The following is a 21,993-nucleotide window of genomic DNA, read 5'->3' as shown; positions in this document are numbered from 1 at the left end:
CTTTACGCCGGCGGCGGACGCCCCCACCCGCCACCCGTGGCCGGCCCCGTCCAGGGAAACGCTCCTGGGGTTCACGGGGCCGGGCGCCGTGACGTGCGCGCTGTGGGCGATCGCGTGAGAGTCGTCAACCGGTGAAGAATCCGGTGCAAGGAAGTCGGCGACCGGCGGCAGACTCTCGCATGAGAAGGGCGGTGACCGGTGGGAATGAGAAACTCCGGGCCTGGGGCTCCGGAGTTGGTGTAGACGTAGTCCCGACCGGATTCGAACCGGCGCTACCGCCTTGAGAGGGCGGCGTCCTGGGCCACTAGACGACGGGACCTTCGTGAGCTTGTGGTGACAGTGGTAGTCCCGACCGGATTCGAACCGGCGCTACCGCCTTGAGAGGGCGGCGTCCTGGGCCACTAGACGACGGGACCCTGTCCACAAGCTGATGTGCCGGGCTTCCCCGGCGACGCGCGTAACTCTACCGCACCCCGGAGACCACAACCAAACCACTTACCGGCCCATCAGATCGGGTCTGTGGTGGCGGACCCAGTCGCCCATCCGGCCGCGCTGCCACAGCGGGTCGAACTCGCCGAGCGGGATGGTCACCTCGGGACGGCCGGTCGCCGGGTCGACGGGGACGCGGGCCAGCCGGTCGCGCATCCAGCCGGGGATGCGGGGCGGCACCGTGCGCAGGCCCCAGCCGATGAGGCCCACCGAGCGCAGCGCCTGGGCGCGCACCCGCACCCCACCCGGCCTGCCGACTCTTCTCGGATTGGCGAGCTGGGTGTCGACGACGTCGATCCTGGTGATGTCGGGCCAGCGGAGGTGCACGCGGAAGCCGAGCGAGTCGGTCAGTTCCACGCCTTCCTCGGTGAAGCGGACGACGGTGCCGGAGCTCATACGGCGGTGTTTGGCGGCGAGGACGGCGAGCAGCGCGCCGGTGGCCAGCAGGCCGATGACGGCGCCGAGCGCGGTGCTGCCGGTGAAGATCGCCCCGAGCAGAAGGATGACGACGAAGAAGAGAATGAGGAGCGCGATGAACGGGGTGACGAAGCGGGGAAAACTTCCCGCCTTAATCCGAAATTCCTCCATAAGTCGGACGACGTTACCAAGGCGTGTTGGTTGATTCATGGTCCGGCCTCATCATCGCCGGCAGGGCTGTCGCGTCCGCGGGTCAACGACTGATCGACGCGCTGGCCGGGCACGGAATCCGCCGTCGCGCGCACCGCCCCACCGTGACGTCGCTCACCGACGGTCAGTCGTTGAGGAGGCCGCGGCGGTAGGCCTCGGCGACGGCGGAGGCGCGGTCGCGGACGTCGAGTTTGGCGTAGACGTGCAGCAGATGGGTCTTGACGCTGGCCTCGCTGATGAACAGGGCGGCCGCCGCCCCCTTGTTCGTCGCTCCCCCGGCCACCAGCCGCAGCACCTCGAGTTCGCGTTTGCTGAGTTTGCCCCGGGTGGGCCTGCGCAGGTCGTTGGCCAGGCGTCCGGCCGCGGAGGGCGCGAGCACGGTCTCGCCCGCGTGGGTGGCGCGGACGGCCCGCGCCAGTTCCTCGGGCGGGGCGTCCTTGAGCAGGTAGCCGCTGGCCCCTGCTTCCATGGCGGGCAGGACGTCGGTGTCGAACGTCGTGAGCACCAGCACCCGCGGCCCGGTGCCGGCGAGCTCGCGGATGGCGCTGACGCCGTCCATGCCGGGCATGCGCAGGTCCATGAGGACGACGTTCGGCCGCAGTTCGGCGGCCAGGCGCACGGCCTGTGCCCCGTCGGACGCCTCGCCGACGACCTCCATGTCGGGCTCGCCGCCGAGGGCCGAGCGCAGGCCGTCGCGCACGATGGGATGGTCGTCGGCTATCAGCAGCCTCAGGAGCATCGGGTTTCCTCCGGAAGGTGGTCGTCCGCCGTCAATGTGGATCATCCTGCCCCGCGGGAGGGATGGCGGGCACGGACACGGCGACGGCCGTGCCCTGACCGGGTTCGGATTCGATGGCCAGGGTGCCGCCCACGCGGCGCACCCGCTGGCGCATGCCGTCCAGCCCGAACCCTTCAGCGGGCTTCTGCGGGTCGAAGCCGGCTCCGTCGTCCCGGATGTCGAGAAGCACGGATTCGTCGGTGTAGGAGAGCGTGAGGGCCGTCCTGGTGGCGCGTGCGTGCTTGGCGACGTTGGCCAGCGCCTCCTGGGCGACGCGGAACAGCGCCGCCTCCACGTCGTCGGCCAGGGCGACCGGGGTGCCGGTGACCTCCAGGGCGAGGCCGGCGCCGGACGACTCGGACCAGGACCGGGCCATGCGGTCGACGGCCTCGGGCAGCCGGGCGTCCTCCAGCGGCTCTGGCCGCAGCGCGCGTACGGACCTGCGGGCCTCGGACAGGCTGCGGCGGGCCAGTTCGGCGGCCTGGTCGAGGTGGCGGCGGGCCGGGCCGTCGGACACGCGCGCGGCGGCGTGGAGCCGGCCGATCAGCGCGACGAGGTCCTGGGCGACCGTGTCGTGGATCTCGCCGGCCATGCGGTGCCGCTCGTCCAGCACGCCCGCGCTCCTGGCCTGGTCGAGCAGGCGGGCGTTCAGGTCGGCGTTCTCCTCCATGGCGGCGCGCAGCCGTTCGACCAGGCGGCGGCGTTTGTCGTGCTCGGCGGACACGTACCAGCCGGCGATGGCCAGCGGCAAAGCCACGGCGGCGATCACGCTCAGCAGGGAACCGCGAGCGCCGGGACTCGACTGGGCGGCCACGCTGACCACGGCTGTCACCGTCACGCCCAGCATGACCAGCCGGGCCGGCAACATCCCGATGGCCAGCGGGTAGCCGGCCGAGGCGAACAGCATGAAGGCCGTGTGCTCGGCGGTGAGCGCTCCGGCGAGGGCGATGAGCATCAGGTAGTGGCCCACGACGAGCACGCGGTGCGTGTCGCGTCGGGAGTGGAGCCAGGCGATCGGCGCCAGCCACACGGCGACGGCCGGCACGAGGACGGGCCACCCGGGCATCCACGCCGGGGTGGGGGTGTCGCCGCCCATGACGGCGGCCGCGATCGCGGAGATCGCGAGCAGTGCGTAGGCGAGCGCCAGATACACCCAGCGTTCGCGCCCGTCGAGCCGGCTCATGGGTCAAGCCTGGCATGGCATCCACCGATCGGTGGATGCCAGGCATCGACCGCACGTCGAGCCTGGCGGGCGATGTGCGGGCCCGGCACTTCCCGGGAGCATCGTTTCCATGAACAGACCGAGCAGACGAAAGATGTTCCAGTTCGCCGCGGTCGCGGGCACGAGTGCCGCCACCGCGACGGCCTCCGCCTCGATCGCGCCCAGGCGCAAGGAGGTGACCACGTTTGTCTTCGTGACCGGCGCGAACGGCACGGCCAGCGGCGATGACGAGCTGGCGATGCGCGGTCACCGTTCCGTGGGCGTGAGCCTGCCCGGGCACGGCCCCGCCGAGCAGTTCAGCCGCGCGTACCAGACGCCGCAGGACCTCAACAAGCTGGCCACGATGCCGTCGCCGGTCGCGGGCGTGACGCTGGACGACTACGTCGAAGCGACGGTGAACACCGTCCGCAGGGTCTCCCGGTACGGTCCCGTGATCCTGGTCGGCGGGAGCTTGGGCGGCGCGACGATCACGAAGGCGGCCGACGAGGTGCCCGACCTGATCGACCGGCTCGTCTACGACACGGCCTACTGCTGCACCGCTCTGAAGTCGCCGGCCGAGTATCTGGAGACTCCGGAGGGCAAGCCGAGCCTGTCGGGCAACCTGGTGGCGGGCCTGATCGCCGACCCCCGCGTGATCAAGGCGATCCGCGTCAACTGGCGCTCGAACGACAAGAAGTTCCTGGACGGCGTCAAGGAGGCCTACATGGCCGAAGCGAGCGACGGCGAGTTCCTCGCCTTGCTGAACTCGTTGCTGCCCGACGAGTCGATGCAGGTGTCGTACGCCGACGGACGGGGGCGCAAGGACAAGTGGGGACGCGTGCCGCGGGTGTACATCAGGCACGCGCGGGACCGGGTGATCCCGATCGCGCTGCAGGACCGCATGATCAGGGAGGCGGACGCCGCGACGCCGAAGAACAAGTTCAAGGTGTTCACTGTCGACACCTCGCACGCGCCGACCACGAAGGCGTATCAGCAGATCACGGAAATTCTGCACCGGCTGGCGAAATAAAAAAGGGACGCCTCACCGGGAGGCGTCCGTCAAATGCTGGGGTACCAGGACTCGAACCTAGACTAACTGAACCAGAATCAGTCGTGCTGCCAATTACACCATACCCCACCGGGCGGACCCTCTCGGGCTCGCTTCGGCGATGTCCGAAAGAATAGCCCAGGCAGAGGGGTAAGACCAAAACGAACGGCCAACCCGCCCTCCGCCGCCTGCGGCGCCTGCCCGGTCATGCCAAGCTGAAGGGGACAAAACACCACGTGGAGGAGCCCGAGCGTTGGCCGAGAATCCGTTCTTCGCCCCTAGTGATCTGCCCTACCAGCTGCCGCCGTTCGCGGACATCCGCGAGGAGCACTACGTGCCCGCTTTCGAGCGCGGCATGGCCGAGCAGCTGGCCGAGGTCGACGCGATAGCCGAGAACCCAGAGCCGCCCACCTTCGACAACACGATCGCCGCACTCGAACGATCGGGGCAGATTCTCACCCGTGCGGCCACAGCCTTCTCCAGCATCGCGTCCTCCAACTCGACCGACGCCATCATGGAGATCGAGAAGCAGATCTCCCCCCAGCTGACCAGACACGGCGACGCCATCCGGCTCAACCGGGCGTTGTGGGCGCGCATCAAGCAGGTCTCCACGGACGACCCGGAGGAGTCCTGGCTGCTGGAGAAGTACCGCGACGACTTCATCAGGGCCGGCGCCGACCTGTCGGAGAGCCAGCAGGACCGGCTGCGCGAGCTCAACGAGGAGCTGTCGAAGCTCAGCACGGAGTTCGCGCAGAGCCTGATGAAGGCGACGACCGAGTCGGCGCTGGCCGTGACGGACCGCAAGGAGCTCGACGGCCTCGACGAGGCCAAGGTCGACTCTCTGCGCAAGGACGACGGCACGTACGCCCTGCCGCTGCTGAACTTCACCAACCAGCCGGGCCTCGCCCAGCTCACCAACCGTGACGTACGCCGCAGACTCTACGAGCTGAGCGTGGGCCGGGCGCCGGGCAACTTCGACCGGGCCGCCAGGATGGCGGTGCTGCGCGCCGAGCGGGCGGCGCTGCTCGGCTTCCCGAACCACGCCGCCTACACCGTGGCCGACCAGACCGCCAAGACGGTCGAGGCGGTCGAGGAGATGCTCGGCCAGCTCGTCGGCCCCGCCGTGCGCAACGCGCGCAAGGAGGCGGAGGCGCTGGCCGAGCAGGCCGGGTTCCCGATCGAGCCGTGGGACTGGTCCTACTACGCGGAGAAGGTCCGCCAGGCCCGCTACGACTTCGACGGCGCCGCGATGCGGCCCTACTTCGAGCTCGACCGGGTATACCGCGACGGCATCTTCTTCGCCGCGGGCAAGCTGTACGGGATCACCTTCACCGAGCGGCCCGACCTGAGCGGGTACCACCCCGACGTCACCGTCTTCGAGGTGTTCGACGAGGACAGGAGCCGGCTGGGGTTGTTCGTGCTCGACCCGTACGCGAGAGCGGGCAAGCGCGGCGGCGCGTGGATGAACAACCTGGTCGACCAGTCGTTCCTGTTCGGGCTGCTCCCCGTGGTCATGAACAACCTCAACGTCACGAAGCCCGCCTCCGGGCCGACGCTGCTGACGTACGACGAGGTCAACACGGCCTTCCACGAGTTCGGTCACGCGCTGCACGGGCTGTTCTCCCAGGTGCGCTTCCCGCGGGTGTCCGGCACGAGCGTGCCCCGCGACTTCGTGGAATATCCGTCGCAGGTCAACGAGATGTGGGTGACCTGGCCCGAGATCCTGGCCAACTACGCCAAGCACCATGAGACGGGCGAGCCCATGCCCGCGGAGCTGGTGGAGAAGCTGACGGCCGCGTCCACGTTCAACCAGGGCTTCAAGACCGTCGAATACCTGGCCGCCACGCTGCTCGACTGGGCGTGGCACAAGCTGGCGCCGGGAGAGACGGTCGACGACCCCGGGGCGTTCGAGGCCGCCGCCCTGGAGGCCGCCCGGATCGCCATGCCGCAGATCAGGCCGCGCTACCGTACGAACTACTTCGCGCACATCTTCGCCGGCGGCTACAGCGCCGGTTACTACTCCTACATCTGGAGCGAGGTGCTCGACGCGGAAAGCGTCGAGTGGTTCAAGGAGAACGGCGGGCTCACCAGGGCGAACGGTGACCACTTCCGCCGCGAGCTGCTCTCCAGGGGCGGGAGCATCGACCCGCTGACCGCGTTCCGCAACTTCCGGGGCCGCGAGCCGAGCATCCAGCCGCTGCTCGTCCGCCGCGGGCTGGCCTAGCCGAGGAGCGCAGTGGGCCTGACCGTCTCGGCGGCCCACTGCGCACTGGCCGCGGCTCCGCGGCCGTTCCGCCAGGGCTCGACACCGGGCGATCAGCCTCGCAGGCGGGCCAGCGCGGCGCGCAGACGCTCCTGGGTGCGCTCACGGCCGAGCACCTCGATCGACTCGAACAGCGGCAGACCCACCGTACGGCCCGTGACCGCCACCCGCACGGGGGCCTGGGCCTTGCCCAGCTTGAGCCCCTGGGCCGTGCCCACCTCCTCCAGCGCCTGCTTCAGCGACTCGGGGTCCCAGTTGACCGACTCGATGCGGTCGAGGTAGCCGGTGAGGATCTCCAGCGGGGAGTTCTTCATCGCCTTGTCCCAGGACGCCTGATCGAAGACCGGCTCTTCGAGAAAGAGGAAGTCGACGTTCTGCCGGATCTCCGACAACACCGCGATGCGAGTCTGCGCCAGCGCGGCGACCTTGCTGAACAGCTCGCGATCCCACGACGGGTCGAGGAAGGGCTCACAGCGCTCCTCGAAGACCTCCAGCGGCAGCGCGCGGATGTATTCGCCGTTGAACGCCCGCAACTTCTTCTCGTCGAAGAACGCGTTGGACGGGTTGACGTCCTCCAGCCGGAACAGCTGCGCCATCTCCGTCCACGGCATGATCTCGCGATCGTCTCCCGGGCCCCAGCCGAGCAGCATGAGGTAGTTGACCATGGCCTCGGCGAGGTAGCCCTCACGGCGGTAGTCCTCAAGGGCCACCTTGTCGCGACGCTTCGAGAGCTTCTTGCGCTGCTCGTTGACGATGACCGGCAGGTGCGCCCAGACGGGCGTGGTCGCGCCGAGCGCGGGCCACAGCAGTTCCTGCCTGGCCGCGTTGGGCAGGTGCTCCTCGCCGCGGGCGACGTGGGTGATGGCCTGCGTGATGTCGTCGACGGCGTTGGCCAGCACGTAGAGGGGCGAGCCGTCGCTGCGCGCGATCACGAAGTCTTCCTGGGCCTTGTTGGGGAACTCGACCCTGCCCCTGACGAGGTCGTCGACGACCGTGACACCCTCGTCGGGGGTGCGGAAGCGGACCGCGCCGGCGGTGAGCCCGCGCTCGCGGCAGTGGCCGTCGTAACCCTTGTCCTTGGAGCCCGTGCGCTCCTGGACCTGCTCGCGGGTGCAGTCGCAGTGGTAGGCCTTGCCGTCGGCCAGCAGCTTGGCCACCGCCTCGCGGTGCTGCGGCTCGTTGGCCGACTGGAAGTAGGGGCCCTCGAACACCGGGTTGGTGCCGTTGATGCCGATCCAGTCGAGCGCCGCGATGATGCCCTCGGTCCACTCGGGCCGGTTGCGGGAGGCGTCGGTGTCCTCGATGCGCAGGATGAACCGCCCCTGGGCGCGTTCGGCGACCGCCCAGTTGAACAGCGCGGCCCGGGCGCTGCCCACGTGGAACATGCCGGTAGGAGAAGGGGCGAACCGCACCCGTACGTCAGTCACGGGAGACCACCTTGTTCGTGAGTGTGCCGATGCCTTCGATGCCGACGCTGACCTCGTCGCCGATCTCGAGCGGGCCGACGCCCGCCGGGGTGCCGGTCAGGATGATGTCGCCGGGGATCAGGGTCATGACCGCGCTGACGTAGGCCACCAGCGCCGGGATGTCGTGGATGAGCTGGCTGGTGCGCCCGCTCTGCCGGATCTCGCCGTTGACCGAGGTCGTCAGCGCGAGGTCGCTCGCGTCGAGGTCGGTCTGGATCCACGGCCCGAGCGGGCAGAACGTGTCGAAGCTTTTGGCCCTGGTGAACTGCACGTCCTTCTTCTGCAGGTCGCGGGCGGTGACGTCGTTGGCGCACGTGTAACCGAAGACGACGTCCTTGACCCGCTCGACCGGCACCTCGCGGCAGAGCCTGCCGATCACCACGGCCAGCTCGCCTTCGTAGTCGACGCGGTCGGACAGCGTCGTCGGGTAGGCGATGTCCTCGCCGTGGCCGATCACGGAGGTGGACGGCTTCATGAAGATGAGCGGCTCGTCGGGCACCTCGTTGCCCAGCTCGGACGCGTGCTCGGCGTAGTTTCTGCCGATGGCGACCACCTTGCTCGGCAGCATCGGGGACAGCAGCTTCACCTGGGACAGGGGGAACCGCTCGCCGGTGAACTGCACCTGGCCGAACGGGTGACCGGCGACCATGGAGACGAACTCCTCGCCCGGACCGCCTTCGACCACGCCGAACGACACGCCTTCGCCTGTGGAGAACCTCGCTATACGCACTCGACAAGGCTATCGCCGCCGTCGGAGGAGTCCGCCCATCTGCGCCTCCGCCACCAGACAGAGGCCAGGATTCGCCGTCGAATACCCCAAAAGTCCGTTTTGACGGGTATCCGTCGTGTGCTGCGGGTTAGCTGCCCCTAATAGCGACACATCGGAGGGTGACGAGATGGACACGATGTCCAACACAGAGACGGGCGCGGTGCCACGGGCACGAACGTCCGAGGGCGGCCCGGCCACCTCGCTGGTCACCGACAAGGGCACCACGAGCATCAACGACGGAGTGGTCGCCAAGATCGCGGGTCTCGCGGCACGCGAGGTGTCCGGCGTGCACGCCATGGGGGCGGGCACGGCGCGAGCCCTCGGCAGCATGAAGGGGATCGTCGGCGGGGACGCGAGCGTCTCCCAGGGCGTGTCGGTCGAGGTGGGCGAGCGGCAGGCCGCCGTGGACATGGACCTGGTGGCCGAGTACGGCACCGCGATCCCCGACCTGGCCGCGGCCGTACGGCGCAACGTCATCGCGGCGATCGAACGGATGTGCGGACTGGAGGTGACCGAGGTCAACATCCGCGTCGACGACGTACACCTGCCCGGCCAGGAGCGGGGCAAGGACCGGGACACGGGCGACCAACGGGACGCGGAGCAGGAACCCAGGGTCCAATGACCACCCCAGAGGACGAAAGACCGGGCTCCGTGACCACGTCCGGCGCCGGTGACCCGGCCGACGCCGGACCGGGGCGCAAGGGCCCGGCCGACGCCGAGCCCGGACGCAAGGACGCGGCCGACGCCGAGCCCGGACGCGGGAACCCGGCCGGCCCTGGCACGGGGGACGGCGAGGCGCGGATGATCGCGGAGCGGGTGCGGGCGTGTCCTGGGGTGGTCGGGCTGTCCGGGGGACCGTTCGGGACGGTGGCCACGTACATGCCGGGCGAGCGGCTCCTGGGTGTGTCGGTGAACGACCGCCAGGTGGAGATCGCCGTCGTCGCCAGGATGGACCGCCCTCTGCCGGAGACCGCCGACGACGTACGGCGGGCCGTGACGGACCTGGCGGGCGACCGCCGGGTCAACGTGCGTATCGACGACATCATGGAGGAGCCATGAACAACGCCCACTGGCCGACACTGATCGGCCTGGCCGTCGGCATCATCCTCGGTCTCACGGCGGCGTTCGGCGGGCTGACCGCGTTCCTGCTCGTCCTCGTGCTGGGCGCGGCCGGCTTCGTCGTCGGGCGGGTCGTCGAGACGGGCGAGGTGAACCTGTCGAGCCTGTCCACGAGGCGGAGATGACCGACGTCTCGCCGGCCGAGGGCGCGGCCACCGTGGCGGTGCCCGCGCAGCGCCGTCCTCCGCAGCCACCGCCGGAAGGGCGGGGCCGTACCGAGGTGGCCGACCAGGTGGTGCTCAAGATCGCGTGTGTCGCGGCGGAGGAGCTTCCCGAGGTACACGAGGTACGGGTCAGGACCGCGCCGTGGAGCCGCTCACCGGGGGCGGCGACGAGGCCGTGGGGCCGTACGTCCGGCGGCATGGCTCCGGGCCGTTCGTCGGGCGCCGAGGTTCGGGGCGGCAGAGCCACCATCCGGCTGCACGTCGTCGTCGCCTATCCCGCTCCGCTGCGCGCCGTGGCCGCCCGGCTGCGTGAGCACCTGCGCCGCCGCGTCGCCGACCAGACCGGGCTGGAGGTCACCCGCCTCGACGTGATCGTGACCGACCTCGACGGTGGGCCCCGATGAGGACCACGCACAACGACGGACCTGGGCGGTGAACCGGGATGAGCACGCAGGAGATGTGCACCGTACCTCCCGATGACGAGGGAGGTGCGCACCGGGCCGAGCCGTCGCGGAGGGCCCGCCCGGCCGGCAGGGCCACTGACAGGGCCACTGACAGGGCCACTGACAGGGCCACTGAGAGGGCCACCGACAGGGCGGCGGTGCGGGCGTTCCGTCCCCGGCGCAGGATCCCCGCCGTCGTGGCCGGCCTCCTGCTCATGCTCCTCAGTCTGCTCGTCGCCGCCGAGACGATCTCCGGGCTGGTCGGCCGCCCGCTGCGCCTGGTGCCCTACGACGGGATGCTCGCGTGGGCGTCGGCGACGTTGTGGTCGAACCCGCTGTTCCTGCTCGCCTCGGCCGTGGTGACGCTGCTCGGACTGGCGCTGCTGGCCGCGGCGCTGGTGCCGGGGCGGCCGGGCATGGTGCCCGTGCGCAGCGGCGACCCCGGGCTGATCATCGGGTTGCGGACCAGGACCGTCGCAAGGGCCCTCGCGCATGCCGCCGAGGAGGTGCCGGGCGTGCACGGGGCGCGCGCCAGGATGCGCGGGAGCACGGTCGTCGTCACGGCGGCCACGTCCGGGTGGGACAAGGAACGCTTCGGTACGGAGGTGCGCGACGCCGTGCTGACCCGGCTCGCGGCGATGGAGCCCGTGGAGCCGTACCGGGTGGTCGTGAACGTCAAGGAGACCAGGTGAGCGAGAGGATCGGCCGGGGCAACCGGTGGGGGCTGGCACTGGTGGGGCTGGTGCTGACGGCGCTGGGCGCTCTCGCGCTGGCCCGTGGCCTGGGCGTGTTCGGCCCGGCCGGCGAGCCGGTCGTGGACGGCGGCGTGCGCGACTTCTTCCTGCGTACCAGCCCGTGGATCTGGTGGGTGGTGGCGCTCGTGGCGCTCGCCGTCGCGCTGGTGGCGCTGTGGTGGCTGCTCGCGCAGGCGCGCGCGGAGCCGCGCGGCCCCCTGCGCGTCGAGTCGGGGCCGACCGGGCTGACCGAGGTGTCGCCCGCCGGGATGGCGCAGGCGGTGGCCGACGACGTCGCGTCGAGCCCGGCCGTGCTGAGCGCCCACGCCGACGTCGTGGACGGGCGTGGCGGCCCCTCCGTACGGCTGCGCGTGGTCGCCGACGAGTCGGCCCCGCTGCACGAGCTCAGCCGGCACCTGTCCACGGTCGTGCTGCGGCACGTACGCGACGCGCTGGAGCGGGATCAGGTGCCGGCGATCGCCCGCGTTAGCCTTGAGCCCTCACCTTCGCCGCACCGGGTGGTGCGCTGACGAGAGGGGTTCTGTGGTGTCCGTCGTGAAGATCAACGTGCTGACCGTGCCCGCCGACATGCGCGCCGAGCTGGAGCAACGGTTCTCGAAGCGGGCCGGGATGGTGGAGTCGGCCGACGGGTTCGAGTGGTTCGAGCTGCTCAGGCCGGTGGAGGGCACCGAACGTTACCTCGTCTACACCCGCTGGCGCAGCGAGGAGGACTTCCAGAACTGGCAGCAGGGCCAGGCGTTCCAGCGCGGGCACGCCCAGGCGGCGCAGGGTCACGGCCACGGCCAGGGCCCCGCGGCGACCGGCTCGGAAGTGTGGTCGTTCGAGGTGGCGGAGAGCGCCGGCCCCAAGGGCTGAGCGCTCAGGCGTCGAGCGGGTTGCGCGCGATGCGGTCGACGATGCCGTCACGCACGAACCCGCCGGCGAAGCTCGACGGCTTGCGCGCGCCCTGGTCGGCGATGCACGCGCTGAACTCCTTGGCGATCTCCAGCCGCGGATGGCGCTCCAGCGCCTCGGCGCGCACCCCTTCGGGGATCTCGTCGGTACGCCTGCCCGAGATGTCCATGCCGGTCGAGAGCTCCAGCAGATGGCCCTCGGGGTCGTCCTCCACCGGCACCTCGGCCCACATGTGCCGGATGATCACCTCGGCCGCGCGTTCCCTGCGCTCCGGCGACCAGCCGGCTCCGGCGCAGAAGGCCCAGGCGACGTGCCCGCCCGCCTCCTCGTACGGCACCGTGTGGCTGTCGTACTCGGCGACCAGGCCGATGTCGTGCAGCATGGCCGCGACGTACAGCAGCTCGGCGTCGAAGGCGACGGAGTGCGCCTGCCCGTAGGCGGCGGCGAACAGGTAGGCCCGGATCGAGTGGTTGAGCAGCGAGGGCGTGTGGTAGCGGGTGGCCACTTCGAGCGCGCCGCGGCAGGCGGGCGTATCGGGGATCGTCAGGTCGTCGATTCTCACGGCACCAGCATCCCCTCCTCCGGGGCCGGCTCGCCAGCCGGGGCACCGGCGCCACATCGAGCGGCTAACGAATCGGACACTCGGCTTGACCCGGTGATCGCGGGAGCGAAAGCATGTGCCGCCCTCGTTGTTCTGTCCCGGAAGGAACTGGCGTGCGCCGGTTTGCGTTACCTCTTGCCCTCATGCTCACTCTCAACGGGTTAACCGGCCCCGCCCGCGCCTACTCCTGGGCCTACTCCGGGGCCTACTCCGGAGCCGACTCCAGCGCCGGCAAAGTGGCCCGCACGGCGGAGTGTCAAGGCGACTGGCTGCCCGGCTCCCCCACGGCCGGCGACGTCATGAAAGGTGAGATCTCGCTGGTCGGCCTGCCGCCGTACAAGATCGGCAAGAAGATCAACTGGTCGGCCAGCCCGTACGGGAACCGTTCGTGGGAGTACGTGTTCCAGTCGCTGCGCTGGATGGGGACACTGGTCGTCGAGTACGAGAACAGCGGCGAGCGGCACTACCTGGATCGTGCCACCGAGATCACCAAGGACTGGGTGGCCAGGAACAAACGAGGGGCGCGCGGCACGAAACTGTACGTGTGGAAGGACCACCCGGTCTCCCTGCGCACGCAGCCGCTGCTCTGCCTCAGCCGGCACGTCAACGCCGGCTGGCTGAAGGACAGCCTGGCCGAGCACGCCAAGCTCCTGTCGGACCCCCGGCTGTACAAGAAGGGCCACAACCACGGCATCGACCAGGACATCGCGCTCCTGGGCATCGGCTGCAGGTACGGCCGTACGGACTGGGCGAACCTGGCCTCCCGCCGGCTGACCGGCACCGTGAAGCTCGACGTCGACGGCCAGGGCGCGCTCATGGAGCAGGCCCCTCGCTACGCCGTCTATGTGTACGGCAGGCTGCAGGTCGCGATGACCGGCATGAAGGAGTGCAAGCGCAAGGTGCCCGGTGAGATCACCCGGCGGGCAGAGGCGCTGAAGGACTTCATCGCCCACTCGACCATGCCCAACGGCTACATGGTCCCCATCGGCGACGGCAGCGCCGACACCGAGCCGAAGATGGACGCGGGGACGCCGAAGCAGGAGGTGCGGACCTACCGCGCCGGGTACGTGTTCGGCCGCACGGCCTGGGGCGAACGGGAGTCGGCCTACTACTCGATCCGGTTCGGGCCGGGCATGAAGTTCCACGGCCACGAGGACCACCTGGGCGTGACGTACTACGCGAAGGGGCGCGACATCCTGGTGGACGGCGGCTTCCACTCGTACGAGAAGACCGCCTACCGCTACTGGACGCTCTCCCCCGAGGCGCACAACGTGCCCACGGTGGTCGGCGGCAAGTTCCGGCCGCGCACGCCGAGCAAGCTCGTCAAGACGTCGTACGGCAAGGACCGCCAGGCGTTCAGGCTGACCGACAAGGCGTACGGCACGAGCCGCACCAGGTCGGTGCTCGTGAACCACGGCGACGACCTGATGGCGGTGCTGGACACCGCCTCCGGCGGCAAGAAGGTCAGGAACGTGTGGCGTTTCGACCCGTCGCTGAAGCTGGTGTCGAAGGGCGGCGGCAAGGTGGTGCTGGGCGACGGCGACTTCAAGGTCACGCTGCTGCAGTTGTCGTCGTGCGGCCGCGTCGGCGGGCAGAAGGTGCAGCGTGGCGGCAAGCTGGGCTGGGTGTCGCCGACGTACCTGTCGAAGAAGCGCACGAACGTCGTCGTGTCGCCGTCGGCGAAGTCGCTGCTGACGGTGATCGTGCCGGGCACCGACTCGCCGAAGGTGTCGTGTTCCGGCGGGAAGGTCACGGTCGAGGGCGTGTCGTTCCGCTCGGACCTGTTCTAGCGACTCGCGCAGGGGGCTTCGCGGCCCCCTGCGCCCGTCAGGCCGTCAGGAGACCTCCCTGCCCGCGCGGAGCAGGCCGTACGTCACCGCCTGCTCCAGCGCCTGCCACGAGGCGTCGATGATGTTCTCCGCCACCCCGACCGTGGCCCACTCGGAGGTCTCGTCGCTGGAGGTGATGAGGACCCGGGTGATGGCGTCGGTGCCGTGGGTGCCTTCGAGGATGCGGACCTTGTAGTCGACCAGCTCCAGCTTCGCCAGCTCGGGGTAGAGCTGCTCCAGGCCCAGGCGCACCGCCTTGTCGAGGGCGTTGACGGGGCCGTTGCCCTCGCCGGTGGCGACGATGCGCTCGCCCTTGGCGTACAGCTTGACGGTGGCCTCGCTGACCAGTTCGCCGCCCTTCGTGCGCTCGACGATGACGCGCCAGGACTCGACCTCGAAGTGCCGCCTGCGCGAGCCGTGCAGGGTGTCGCGCAGCAGCAGCTCGAACGAGGCGTCGGCGGCCTCGAACGTGAAGCCCTGGGACTCGAGGTCCTTGACCCGCTCGACGAGCGTCTTGGTGGTGTCGGGGGTCAGCTCGTAGCCGAGCTCCCTGCCCTTGAGCTCGACCGAGGCCCGGCCCGCCATGTCGGAGACGAGCATGCGCATGTCGTTGCCGACGGCGGCGGGGTCGATGTGCTGGTAGAGGTTGGGGTCGACCTTGATGGCGCTGGCGTGCAGGCCGGCCTTGTGGGCGAAGGCGGACATGCCGACGTAGGGGGCGTGGGAGTTGGGCGTGACGTTGGTGACCTCGGTGATCGCGTGGGCGATGCGGGTCATGTCGGCCAGCGCCCCCCGCGGCACCAGGTCGAAGCCGCGTTTGAGCTGGAGGTTGGCCACGACGGTGAAGAGGTTGGCGTTGCCGGAGCGTTCGCCGTAGCCGTTGGCGCAGCCCTGCACGTGGGTGGCTCCGGCCTTGACGGCGGCCAGGGTGTTGGCGACGGCGCAGCCCGTGTCGTCGTGGCAGTGGATGCCGACGCGGGCGCCGGTCTGGACGGCGTCGTGGACGATCTCGGCGAGCTCGTCGGGGAGCATGCCGCCGTTGGTGTCGCACAGGGCGATGACGTCGGCCCCGGCCTCGGCGGCGGTCCTGATGACCTCCAGCGCGTAGGCTGGATTGGACGTGTAGCCGTCGAAGAAGTGCTCGGCGTCGAGGAAGACTCGCTGTCCCTCCGCACGAAGGTGAGAGACCGTGTCGCGGATCATCGCGAGGTTCTCCTGGAGACTCGTGCGGAGGGCCAGCTCCACGTGCCGGTCGTGGCTCTTGGCGACAAGGGTCACGACCGGCGCGGCGGATTCGCGCAAAGCGGCTACCAATGGGTCGTCGGCTGCCTTCACACCGGCCCGGCGGGTCGCGCCGAACGCGGCCAGTTGCGCGTGCTTCAGGTCGAGCTCTGTTCGAGCCTGCCTGAAGAACTCTGTGTCCTTGGGGTTGGCGCCCGGCCAGCCCCCTTCGATGAAGCCCACGCCCAGGCCGTCCAGGTGCCGCGCGACGGCGATCTTGTCGGCGACGGTGAGGTTGAGCCCCTCCTGTTGCGCGCCGTCACGCAGCGTCGTGTCGTATACGTGGAAGCGGTCGTCGGCCATGGGTGTTCTCTTCTCTCCGGAAGGCTCGCGCTGGGATGTGGTCTTTCTCGGAAAACAAAAAGACCCCTCACGGACGTGAGAGGTCTGCGCGCTGGCGGTGTCCTTAGTCAGCCAGCGCGCCTGCCGATAATGAGCAGACCGTAGAACATGATGCTCACCAGTCTGCCATACGCATTCACCATCCGGCACGCGGGTCTCACCGACTGGACACCTCGTGTCGCGCCCGGAGGGTCACACGACGACGCCGTCGCCGCCGGTGATGGCCCGTTCGAGCGCGGTCGGGTCGAACACCTCGTCGCCCAGCATCCGCCCGTCGAGCAGTACGGTCGGCGTGCCCTGGATGCGCGCCTTCGCCGTCTGCTCCAGGTGTGCCTGCGCGTACGCCTGCGACGTGACGCAATCGTCCACCGCCGCCCCCGTCTTCCTGGCCGCCGCGGTCAGTTCCTCGACGGTGAAGCCCGAGGCCACACCGTGCGGCGCGGGCTGCATGGCGTACAGCTGGTCCCTGAAGGCCAGCCAGTTCTCCTCGGGGACGCAGCGTGCGGCCGCGGCGGCGCGGACGGAGTTGGAGCGCATGGGCTCGTCCCCGAAGACCGTCACCGAATGGAAGACGATCTTCACCTTGCCCTCCCGCGCCAGGCGCTGCAGCGTGCCGTCCACGGTGTCGTGCATCTTCTTGCAAACGGGACAGTCGAAGTCCTCGTACACGTCGAGCACGGGCGCCTGGCTCGACCGGTCCGCCAGCACCATCGACCCGTCCGCCTGCCGCGTCAGCCGCACCTCGCCGGACGACACGCCCGGCTCGGCGAAGGCCAGCACCGAGATACCGGCGATCACCGCGCACGCGACCGCCACTGCCACCAACCGTTTCACCATCAGCCACTCCACCTCGTTGATCGCGCAGACCCTATCGGAAACCGAAACAATGGCCGCATGAAGGCATACCTGCTTGACCCTGTCATCGCGCGATACGTATTCGAGCACAGCACGCCGCCCGATCCTCTGCTGGAGAGGCTGGAGAAGGAGTCGGCCGAGGCGACCGGCGAGGACGCGGCGAAGCAGATCTCGCCCGACCAGGGCGGCTTCCTCACCATGATCACTCAGATCGTGGCGCCCACGGTGGCCGTCGAGGTGGGGACGTTCACCGGCTACTCGTCGGTGTGCATCGCCCGCGGGTTGTCCGGCGGACGGCTGCACTGCTTCGACGTGAGCGAGGAATGGACGTCGATGGCCCGCCGCTACTGGCGGGATGCCGGCGTCGCCGACCGGGTGACGCTCACCCTCGGGCCCGCGCTGGAGACGCTCGCCGCCTTCGACGAGACGATCGACCTGGCCTTCCTCGACGCCGACAAGGAGAACTACCCCGGCTACTACGAGCTGCTCATCAGCCGCATGCGGCCCGGCGGGCTGCTCATCGTGGACAACACGCTGCGCCGGGGGCACGTCGCCGACCCCGCGCATGACGAGGCCACGACCGCGCACATCCGCCGGTTCAACGACCTGGTGGTCAAGGACCCGCGGGTGACGGTGTACATGCTGCCGGTCGCGGACGGGATGACCATGATCAGGAAAAGATAGCCGTACCACGGAATCGCCGCCCGGCGGGAGCGCCAGGCCTTACGCTTGGTCATCCCGTGACTACAAGAGGACGGCGGCATGGTCAGGCCACTCGACGAACGTTTCCGTACGGCCCGCGACTTGTTTCCCGAGTGCCGGGTGGAGACGGTCCAGGACCGCATCGTGGTGAACGAGCCCGGCACCTGGCAGCACAACACGATCCTTTTCCGGCTGCTGCTGCAACTGGTCGGCACGGCGGCCAGGCAGGGCTGGCAGATCTGGCCCAACATCACCGTCCACCTCGGCGAACACGCCGACCGGTACGTCCCCGACCTGGCCGTGGTGCCGGCCTCGCCGAGGATGCACGAGGAGCACGCCGTGCACGGCGACGCGACGCTGCTGCTGGCCGACGTCGTCTCGATGGGCAGCGGCTACGACGACTACTACGTCAAGCCCTGCGGCTACGCCCCCGCGAGGGTGCCGCTCTACCTGCTGATCGACCCCTTCCAGCGGTCGGTCAAGCTCTTCTGCGACCCCTCGCGCGGCGGCTACGCCACGGAGGTCGTGGTCGCCGTGGGAGAGCCGCTGCCGCTGCCCGCGCCGTGGGGGCTCGCCGTCGACACGGCCCGGCTGATGTGACCCCGGGAGCGCGTCGCCCGGGGGCTCATCCGGTCACACGATCTTGTGCACCCAGTGGTGGGAGTCGGGGCGGGAGCCGTACTGGATGCCCACCAGCTCGTCGCGCACCCGCAGCGTGACGGGCCCCGGGGCGCCGTCGGCCACCGTCCAGGAGCGGTCGGCGCCCTTGACGGTGCCGACCGGCGTCACCACGGCCGCGGTCCCGCACGCGAACACCTCCGTGATCTCGCCCGACTCGCAGCCCGCCTGCCACTCGTCGACCGAGACGAGCCGCTCCTCGGTCTCCAGGCCGAGGTCGCCGGCCAGCTGCAGGATCGAGTCGCGGGTGATGCCGGGCAGCAGGGTGCCGGTCAGGGCGGGGGTGACGAGCTTGCCGCCGAGGACGAAGAACAGGTTCATCCCGCCCATCTCCTCGACGTACCTGTGCTCGTGGGCGTCCAGCCACACCACCTGGTCGCAGCCGTTCTCGACCGCCTGTCGCTGCGCCACGAACGCGGCCGCGTAGTTGCCGCCGCACTTCGCGAAGCCGGTGCCACCGGGGGCGGCGCGGGTGTACTCGGTCGAGAGCCAGACCGAGACGGGCTTGAGTCCGCCGGTGAAGTAGGAGGCCGCGGGAGAGGCGATGACCATGTACTTGTAGGACTTGGACGGGTAGTTGACGCCGAGCCCCGCCTGCGTGGCGATCATGAAGGGCCGCAGGTAGAGGCTGTGGCCCTCGGTGGTCGGCACCCACTCCCTGTCGGTCTGCACGAGAAGCTCCAGCGATTCGACGAACGTCTCCTCGGGCAGCTCGGGCATGGCCATGCGGGCCGCGGAACGGTTGAAGCGGCCCGCGTTCGCGTACGGGCGGAAGGTCACGATCGAGCCCGTGGCCTGCCGGTAGGCCTTGAGCCCCTCGAACAGCTCCTGGGCGTAGTGGAAGACCGACGTGGCCGGGTCGAGGGAGAGAGGCCCGTACGGCATGAGCCGGGCGTCGTGCCAGCCCTCGCCCTCGGTGTGGTCGATCGAGATCATGTGGTCGGTGAAGGTCTGCCCGAAACCGGGGTTCGCCAGTACCTGCTCCCGCTCGGCCGCGGTGCGAGCGTGGTCGGATAGCTGCACGTCGAAGCTGAGCTTCTGAGCGATGGTCATGACGGCGGTCCTTCTCTCTGCGAATCTACGAAACGTGCCGGCGGCCGGGGGTGGCCGCAGGTGCGGTGTCGAGCGGAGCCGCCCGCAAAGGGCAGCCCGTACTTCCTATTGTCTCGCTATATGGGATGGCAAGCGGCCGATGGCGTGGTCGGGCCGTCGGCACGCAAAAAGGCGCCTGGCGGTCCGTGTCGGATCGCCAGGCGCTCGCGGGCTAGGCGGTCCTAGCCGGATACTCGCGCGGTGATGTCGTCACCGATCTCGTGGGTGCTGCGGCCGCTCCGCCGCTCGGCGATGTCGGCGGCGACCGCCTGCTCGACCCTGGCCGCCTCGGCGTGCAGGCCGAGGTGGTCGAGGAGCATGGCGACGGACAGGATGGTCGCGGTCGGGTCGGCCTTGCCCTGCCCGGCGATGTCGGGGGCGCTGCCGTGCACCGGCTCGAACATGCTGGGCGCGGTGCGCTCGGGATTGATGTTGCCGCTGGCCGCCAGGCCGATGCCGCCGGCGATGGCCGCGCCGAGGTCGGTGATGATGTCGCCGAACAGGTTGTCGGTGACGACCACGTCGAACCGCTCGGGCCGGCTCACGAAGAACATCGAGGCCGCGTCGATGTGGGTGTAGTCGGTGGTGACCTCGGGGTATTCGCCGGCCACGCGGTCGACCGTGCGCTGCCACAGGTCGCCGGCGTAGGTGAGCACGTTGGTCTTGTGGACCAGGGTGAGCTTCTTGCGCGGCCGTGAACGCGCCTTCTCGAACGCGTAGCGCACCACGCGCTCGACGCCGTGGGCGGTGTTGAGCGACTCCTGCGTGGCGATCTCGTGGGGCGTGCCGCGCCGCATGACGCCGCCGGTGCCGGCGTAGAGGCCCTCGGTGCCCTCACGGACGACGATCATGTCGATGTCGTCGGCCGACGAGCCGGCCAGCGGCGTCGGCACCCCGGGGAACAGCTTGACCGGGCGGAGGTTGACGTAGTGGTCGAAGGCGAAGCGGAGCCGCAGCAGCAGGTCACGCTCGAGGACGCCGGGCGGGACGCTGGGGTCGCCGACCGCGCCGAGCAGAATCGCGTCGTAGCCGCGCAACTCCTCCAGCACCGCGTCGGGCAGGGTCTCACCGGTGCGGTGATAGCGGGCCGCCCCCAGGTCGTAGTGGGTGGGCTCGAGCTTCGTGCCCACGGCCTCCAGGACCTTGAGCCCCTCGGCCACGACCTCGGTGCCGATGCCGTCACCCGGGATGACGGCCAAGCGGATGTTACGCGAGTCCATGGGTGGTCACCTTACCGGCTCGTCTCGGCTGACGAACACATCATCTCAGACTACGGACGTTCGACGGCCTGGGGCACACCGGGGGACGTCGTGCCCCGGGCCGCATCCGGCGTCAGCGGGTGGAACCCTGCGGGACGCCGCCGTTGTCCCTGCGGTCCAGCGCGGTCTGCACGGCCTCGGCGGCCTCGTCGTCGTGCTCCTCGGCACCATTCCAGGCATACATCTCGTACATGTGACTCAACTCATTTCGCGGGAACGTTCCGATGAAAGGCCGGACTCCGGTCACGAATCCGGGCGGGTCTGCTCTCGTGGTCCGGGGTGACGGACCGGAGGAAAGGGTCTTAACGGCCGACGCAGCGCCACTCACCGCGGCGAGTCGTCGACCTGCCCTAACAGGCCCCGCCGCGGCAGGTAATAAGTACGAGCACCTGGCGCATCTCCGCCACAGTACCTCAGCCGTCTCGTTGGACGTCCTACTATCTTGCATGCTGAGACACGGAAGGCCGCCGCCCCAGCGGGACGGCGGCCTCGTACGAGCGGAGGGCGTCAGTCCTCCAGGTCGACCGAGCGGCCGCTCTCCGCGCCGATCTCGGAGATGATCTGCTCGATCACGTCGGCCGGGATCGCGGTGTCGACGGTCAGCGCGATGAGCGCCTTGCCGCCCTTGACGGACCTGGCGACCTGCATCGAGGCGATGTTGATGCCGTGCTCGCCGAGGAGGCGGCCCACCACGCCCACGATGCCGGGACGGTCGGTGTAGGTGAAGAACGACAGGTGGGCCGTCGGCTCGATCTCCATCTCGTAGCCGTTGACCTCGACGATCTTCGTGATCTGGCGAGGGCCGGAGAGCGTGCCCGACACCGAGACGTGACGGCCGTCGGCCAGCACGCCCCGCACGGTCACCACGTTGCGCCAGTCGGGGCTCTCGGAGCTGGTCACCAGCTCGACGGTCATGCCGCGATCCTTGGCCAGCAGCGGCGCGTTGACGTAGGTGACCTGCTCCTCGATCACGTCGGCGAACACGCCCTTCAGCGCGGCCAGCTCGATCACGCGTACGTCCTGGGCGGCGATCTCGCCGCGCACCTCCACGTCGAGCTTGGTGGCGACCTCGCCGGCCAGCGCGGTGAACACCCGGCCCAGCTTCTCGGCCAGCGGCAGTCCGGGCTTGACGTCCTCGGCCACGACGCCGCCCTGGACGTTGACGGCGTCGGGCACGAACTCGCCCGCCAGCGCCAGCTTCACGCTCCGCGCGACCTGGGTGCCGGCCTTCTCCTGGGCCTCGTGCGTGGAGGCGCCCAGGTGTGGCGTGGCGACGACCTGGTCGAGCTCGAACAGCGGGCTGTCGGTGCACGGCTCCTTGGCGTACACGTCGAGGCC

General features: G+C 69.8%; 23 protein-coding genes and 3 tRNA genes. 12 read left to right on the top strand and 14 right to left on the bottom strand.

From position 1 onward, the window contains the following. Window positions 1-246: 246 nt before the first annotated feature. The 5 genes from E1267_RS22110 to E1267_RS22090 all read right to left on the bottom strand — a co-directional run bounded on the left by E1267_RS22110 (window position 247) and on the right by E1267_RS22090 (window position 3,077). A tRNA-Glu gene (locus E1267_RS22110) sits at window positions 247-319 on the bottom strand. A 21-nt stretch (window positions 320-340) separates the two neighbouring features. Continuing rightward, window positions 341-416, bottom strand: a tRNA-Glu gene (locus E1267_RS22105). Window positions 417-495: 79 nt separating this feature from the next. Next, window positions 496-1,077 carry a 6TM ABC transporter family protein gene (locus E1267_RS22100; RefSeq protein WP_132334495.1) on the bottom strand — a complete coding sequence of 194 codons (582 nt, stop codon included), beginning with the start codon at window positions 1,075-1,077 and terminating at the stop codon, window positions 496-498. A gap of 163 nt (window positions 1,078-1,240) precedes the next feature. Further along, window positions 1,241-1,855 (bottom strand): response regulator, encoded by a 615-nt coding sequence (locus E1267_RS22095; RefSeq protein WP_132334494.1) that lies wholly within the window; start codon window positions 1,853-1,855, stop codon window positions 1,241-1,243. 31 nt (window positions 1,856-1,886) lie between these two features. After that, window positions 1,887-3,077: a sensor histidine kinase gene (locus tag E1267_RS22090; RefSeq protein ID WP_132334493.1), complete on the bottom strand. Its 1,191-nt coding sequence runs from the start codon at window positions 3,075-3,077 to the stop codon at window positions 1,887-1,889. 109 nt (window positions 3,078-3,186) lie between these two features. On the opposite strand from E1267_RS22090, the gene E1267_RS22085 reads away from it, so the two are divergent. After that, the gene (locus E1267_RS22085) at window positions 3,187-4,125 is read left to right on the top strand and encodes an alpha/beta hydrolase (protein WP_246064124.1); all 939 of its coding nucleotides are present in this window, start codon (window positions 3,187-3,189) and stop codon (window positions 4,123-4,125) included. A 36-nt stretch (window positions 4,126-4,161) separates the two neighbouring features. Here E1267_RS22085 and E1267_RS22080 read toward each other — a convergent pair. Then, a tRNA-Gln gene (locus E1267_RS22080) sits at window positions 4,162-4,233 on the bottom strand. Between the two features lie 163 nt (window positions 4,234-4,396). On the opposite strand from E1267_RS22080, the gene E1267_RS22075 reads away from it, so the two are divergent. Then, window positions 4,397-6,367: a M3 family metallopeptidase gene (locus E1267_RS22075; RefSeq protein WP_132334492.1), complete on the top strand. Its 1,971-nt coding sequence runs from the start codon at window positions 4,397-4,399 to the stop codon at window positions 6,365-6,367. Window positions 6,368-6,459: 92 nt separating this feature from the next. On the opposite strand, the gene gltX is transcribed toward E1267_RS22075, so the two are convergent. Together gltX and E1267_RS22065 are read right to left on the bottom strand one after the other, a co-directional pair. Then, the gene (gltX, locus tag E1267_RS22070) at window positions 6,460-7,791 is read right to left on the bottom strand and encodes a glutamate--tRNA ligase (protein WP_246064130.1); all 1,332 of its coding nucleotides are present in this window, start codon (window positions 7,789-7,791) and stop codon (window positions 6,460-6,462) included. A gap of 34 nt (window positions 7,792-7,825) precedes the next feature. Further along, a complete protein-coding gene (locus E1267_RS22065) occupies window positions 7,826-8,602 on the bottom strand; it encodes a fumarylacetoacetate hydrolase family protein (RefSeq protein WP_132334490.1) in 777 nt (258 codons plus the stop codon). 175 nt (window positions 8,603-8,777) lie between these two features. Between E1267_RS22065 and E1267_RS22060 the strand changes: the two genes are divergently transcribed. The 7 genes from E1267_RS22060 to E1267_RS22030 all read left to right on the top strand — a co-directional run bounded on the left by E1267_RS22060 (window position 8,778) and on the right by E1267_RS22030 (window position 11,977). Continuing rightward, on the top strand, window positions 8,778-9,263 hold the full coding sequence (locus tag E1267_RS22060) for an Asp23/Gls24 family envelope stress response protein (RefSeq protein ID WP_132334489.1): 486 nt from the start codon (window positions 8,778-8,780) through the stop codon (window positions 9,261-9,263). Between the two features lie 29 nt (window positions 9,264-9,292). Beyond that, window positions 9,293-9,700 (top strand): Asp23/Gls24 family envelope stress response protein, encoded by a 408-nt coding sequence (locus tag E1267_RS46540; RefSeq protein WP_246064122.1) that lies wholly within the window; start codon window positions 9,293-9,295, stop codon window positions 9,698-9,700. Beyond that, entirely contained in the window at window positions 9,697-9,885 is a 189-nt protein-coding gene (locus E1267_RS22050; protein WP_132334488.1) for a DUF2273 domain-containing protein, read from the top strand. Before E1267_RS46540 ends, E1267_RS22050 begins: the two co-directional genes overlap by 4 nt. Then, window positions 9,882-10,328, top strand: coding sequence for an Asp23/Gls24 family envelope stress response protein (locus E1267_RS22045; protein ID WP_132334487.1), 447 nt, complete (start codon window positions 9,882-9,884; stop codon window positions 10,326-10,328). Before E1267_RS22050 ends, E1267_RS22045 begins: the two co-directional genes overlap by 4 nt. A 197-nt stretch (window positions 10,329-10,525) precedes the next feature. Beyond that, window positions 10,526-11,059 carry a DUF6286 domain-containing protein gene (locus E1267_RS22040; RefSeq protein ID WP_132334486.1) on the top strand — a complete coding sequence of 178 codons (534 nt, stop codon included), beginning with the start codon at window positions 10,526-10,528 and terminating at the stop codon, window positions 11,057-11,059. Next, window positions 11,056-11,631 carry a hypothetical protein gene (locus tag E1267_RS22035; protein ID WP_132334485.1) on the top strand — a complete coding sequence of 192 codons (576 nt, stop codon included), beginning with the start codon at window positions 11,056-11,058 and terminating at the stop codon, window positions 11,629-11,631. Before E1267_RS22040 ends, E1267_RS22035 begins: the two co-directional genes overlap by 4 nt. 16 nt (window positions 11,632-11,647) lie before the next feature. Continuing rightward, window positions 11,648-11,977 (top strand): antibiotic biosynthesis monooxygenase family protein, encoded by a 330-nt coding sequence (locus E1267_RS22030; RefSeq protein WP_132334484.1) that lies wholly within the window; start codon window positions 11,648-11,650, stop codon window positions 11,975-11,977. A 4-nt stretch (window positions 11,978-11,981) separates the two neighbouring features. Here the strand turns inward: E1267_RS22030 and E1267_RS22025 are convergent, their stop codons facing one another. Further along, window positions 11,982-12,578 (bottom strand): HD domain-containing protein, encoded by a 597-nt coding sequence (locus E1267_RS22025; protein WP_132334483.1) that lies wholly within the window; start codon window positions 12,576-12,578, stop codon window positions 11,982-11,984. Window positions 12,579-12,760: 182 nt separating this feature from the next. Between E1267_RS22025 and E1267_RS22020 the strand changes: the two genes are divergently transcribed. Next, window positions 12,761-14,407: a heparinase II/III domain-containing protein gene (locus tag E1267_RS22020; protein ID WP_132334482.1), complete on the top strand. Its 1,647-nt coding sequence runs from the start codon at window positions 12,761-12,763 to the stop codon at window positions 14,405-14,407. Between the two features lie 45 nt (window positions 14,408-14,452). Here E1267_RS22020 and cimA read toward each other — a convergent pair whose 3' ends face one another. Further along, entirely contained in the window at window positions 14,453-16,030 is a 1,578-nt protein-coding gene (cimA, locus tag E1267_RS22015; RefSeq protein WP_132334481.1) for a citramalate synthase, read from the bottom strand. Between the two features lie 231 nt (window positions 16,031-16,261). Continuing rightward, window positions 16,262-16,906, bottom strand: coding sequence for a DsbA family protein (locus E1267_RS22010; protein WP_132334480.1), 645 nt, complete (start codon window positions 16,904-16,906; stop codon window positions 16,262-16,264). A gap of 57 nt (window positions 16,907-16,963) precedes the next feature. Here E1267_RS22010 and E1267_RS22005 point away from each other — a divergent pair, with 57 nt between their 5' ends. Both E1267_RS22005 and E1267_RS22000 read left to right on the top strand, forming a co-directional pair. Beyond that, complete coding sequence (locus E1267_RS22005) at window positions 16,964-17,608, top strand: O-methyltransferase (protein ID WP_132334479.1); 645 nt, start codon at window positions 16,964-16,966, stop codon at window positions 17,606-17,608. 78 nt (window positions 17,609-17,686) lie between these two features. Next, complete coding sequence (locus E1267_RS22000; protein WP_132334478.1) at window positions 17,687-18,226, top strand: Uma2 family endonuclease; 540 nt, start codon at window positions 17,687-17,689, stop codon at window positions 18,224-18,226. A gap of 33 nt (window positions 18,227-18,259) precedes the next feature. Here the strand turns inward: E1267_RS22000 and E1267_RS21995 are convergent, their stop codons facing one another. The 3 genes from E1267_RS21995 to E1267_RS21985 form a co-directional block, all read right to left on the bottom strand. Continuing rightward, window positions 18,260-19,357: a branched-chain amino acid aminotransferase gene (locus E1267_RS21995; RefSeq protein ID WP_132334477.1), complete on the bottom strand. Its 1,098-nt coding sequence runs from the start codon at window positions 19,355-19,357 to the stop codon at window positions 18,260-18,262. 221 nt (window positions 19,358-19,578) lie between these two features. Then, window positions 19,579-20,616 carry a 3-isopropylmalate dehydrogenase gene (locus E1267_RS21990; protein WP_132334476.1) on the bottom strand — a complete coding sequence of 346 codons (1,038 nt, stop codon included), beginning with the start codon at window positions 20,614-20,616 and terminating at the stop codon, window positions 19,579-19,581. Window positions 20,617-21,162: 546 nt separating this feature from the next. Continuing rightward, on the bottom strand, window positions 21,163-21,993 hold an 831-nt coding region (locus tag E1267_RS21985; protein WP_132334475.1), incomplete at its 5' end, for an ACT domain-containing protein.

Origin of the sequence: Nonomuraea longispora (assembly GCF_004348345.1) — a bacterium.
Lineage (GTDB): Bacteria > Actinomycetota > Actinomycetes > Streptosporangiales > Streptosporangiaceae > Nonomuraea > Nonomuraea longispora.
Note: the sequence above shows the minus strand (reverse complement) of the source record. Positions and strands in the feature narration are given on the sequence as shown.

Bases quoted from the DNA above. Each gene is read 5' to 3' on its own strand.
- cimA (WP_132334481.1), bottom strand. From the start codon at position 16,030: ATGGCCGACGACCGCTTCCACGTATACGACACGACGCTGCGTGACGGC.
- E1267_RS22050 (WP_132334488.1), top strand. From the start codon at position 9,697: ATGAACAACGCCCACTGGCCGACACTGATCGGCCTGGCCGTCGGCATC.
- E1267_RS22060 (WP_132334489.1), top strand. From the start codon at position 8,778: ATGTCCAACACAGAGACGGGCGCGGTGCCACGGGCACGAACGTCCGAG.
- E1267_RS22005 (WP_132334479.1), top strand. From the start codon at position 16,964: ATGAAGGCATACCTGCTTGACCCTGTCATCGCGCGATACGTATTCGAG.
- E1267_RS22020 (WP_132334482.1), top strand. From the start codon at position 12,761: ATGCTCACTCTCAACGGGTTAACCGGCCCCGCCCGCGCCTACTCCTGG.
- E1267_RS21995 (WP_132334477.1), bottom strand. From the start codon at position 19,357: ATGACCATCGCTCAGAAGCTCAGCTTCGACGTGCAGCTATCCGACCAC.
- E1267_RS22100 (WP_132334495.1), bottom strand. From the start codon at position 1,077: ATGGAGGAATTTCGGATTAAGGCGGGAAGTTTTCCCCGCTTCGTCACC.
- E1267_RS21990 (WP_132334476.1), bottom strand. From the start codon at position 20,616: ATGGACTCGCGTAACATCCGCTTGGCCGTCATCCCGGGTGACGGCATC.
- E1267_RS22045 (WP_132334487.1), top strand. From the start codon at position 9,882: ATGACCGACGTCTCGCCGGCCGAGGGCGCGGCCACCGTGGCGGTGCCC.
- E1267_RS22085 (WP_246064124.1), top strand. From the start codon at position 3,187: ATGAACAGACCGAGCAGACGAAAGATGTTCCAGTTCGCCGCGGTCGCG.
- E1267_RS22090 (WP_132334493.1), bottom strand. From the start codon at position 3,077: ATGAGCCGGCTCGACGGGCGCGAACGCTGGGTGTATCTGGCGCTCGCC.
- gltX (WP_246064130.1), bottom strand. From the start codon at position 7,791: ATGTTCCACGTGGGCAGCGCCCGGGCCGCGCTGTTCAACTGGGCGGTC.
- E1267_RS22010 (WP_132334480.1), bottom strand. From the start codon at position 16,906: ATGGTGAAACGGTTGGTGGCAGTGGCGGTCGCGTGCGCGGTGATCGCC.
- E1267_RS22000 (WP_132334478.1), top strand. From the start codon at position 17,687: ATGGTCAGGCCACTCGACGAACGTTTCCGTACGGCCCGCGACTTGTTT.
- E1267_RS22095 (WP_132334494.1), bottom strand. From the start codon at position 1,855: ATGCTCCTGAGGCTGCTGATAGCCGACGACCATCCCATCGTGCGCGAC.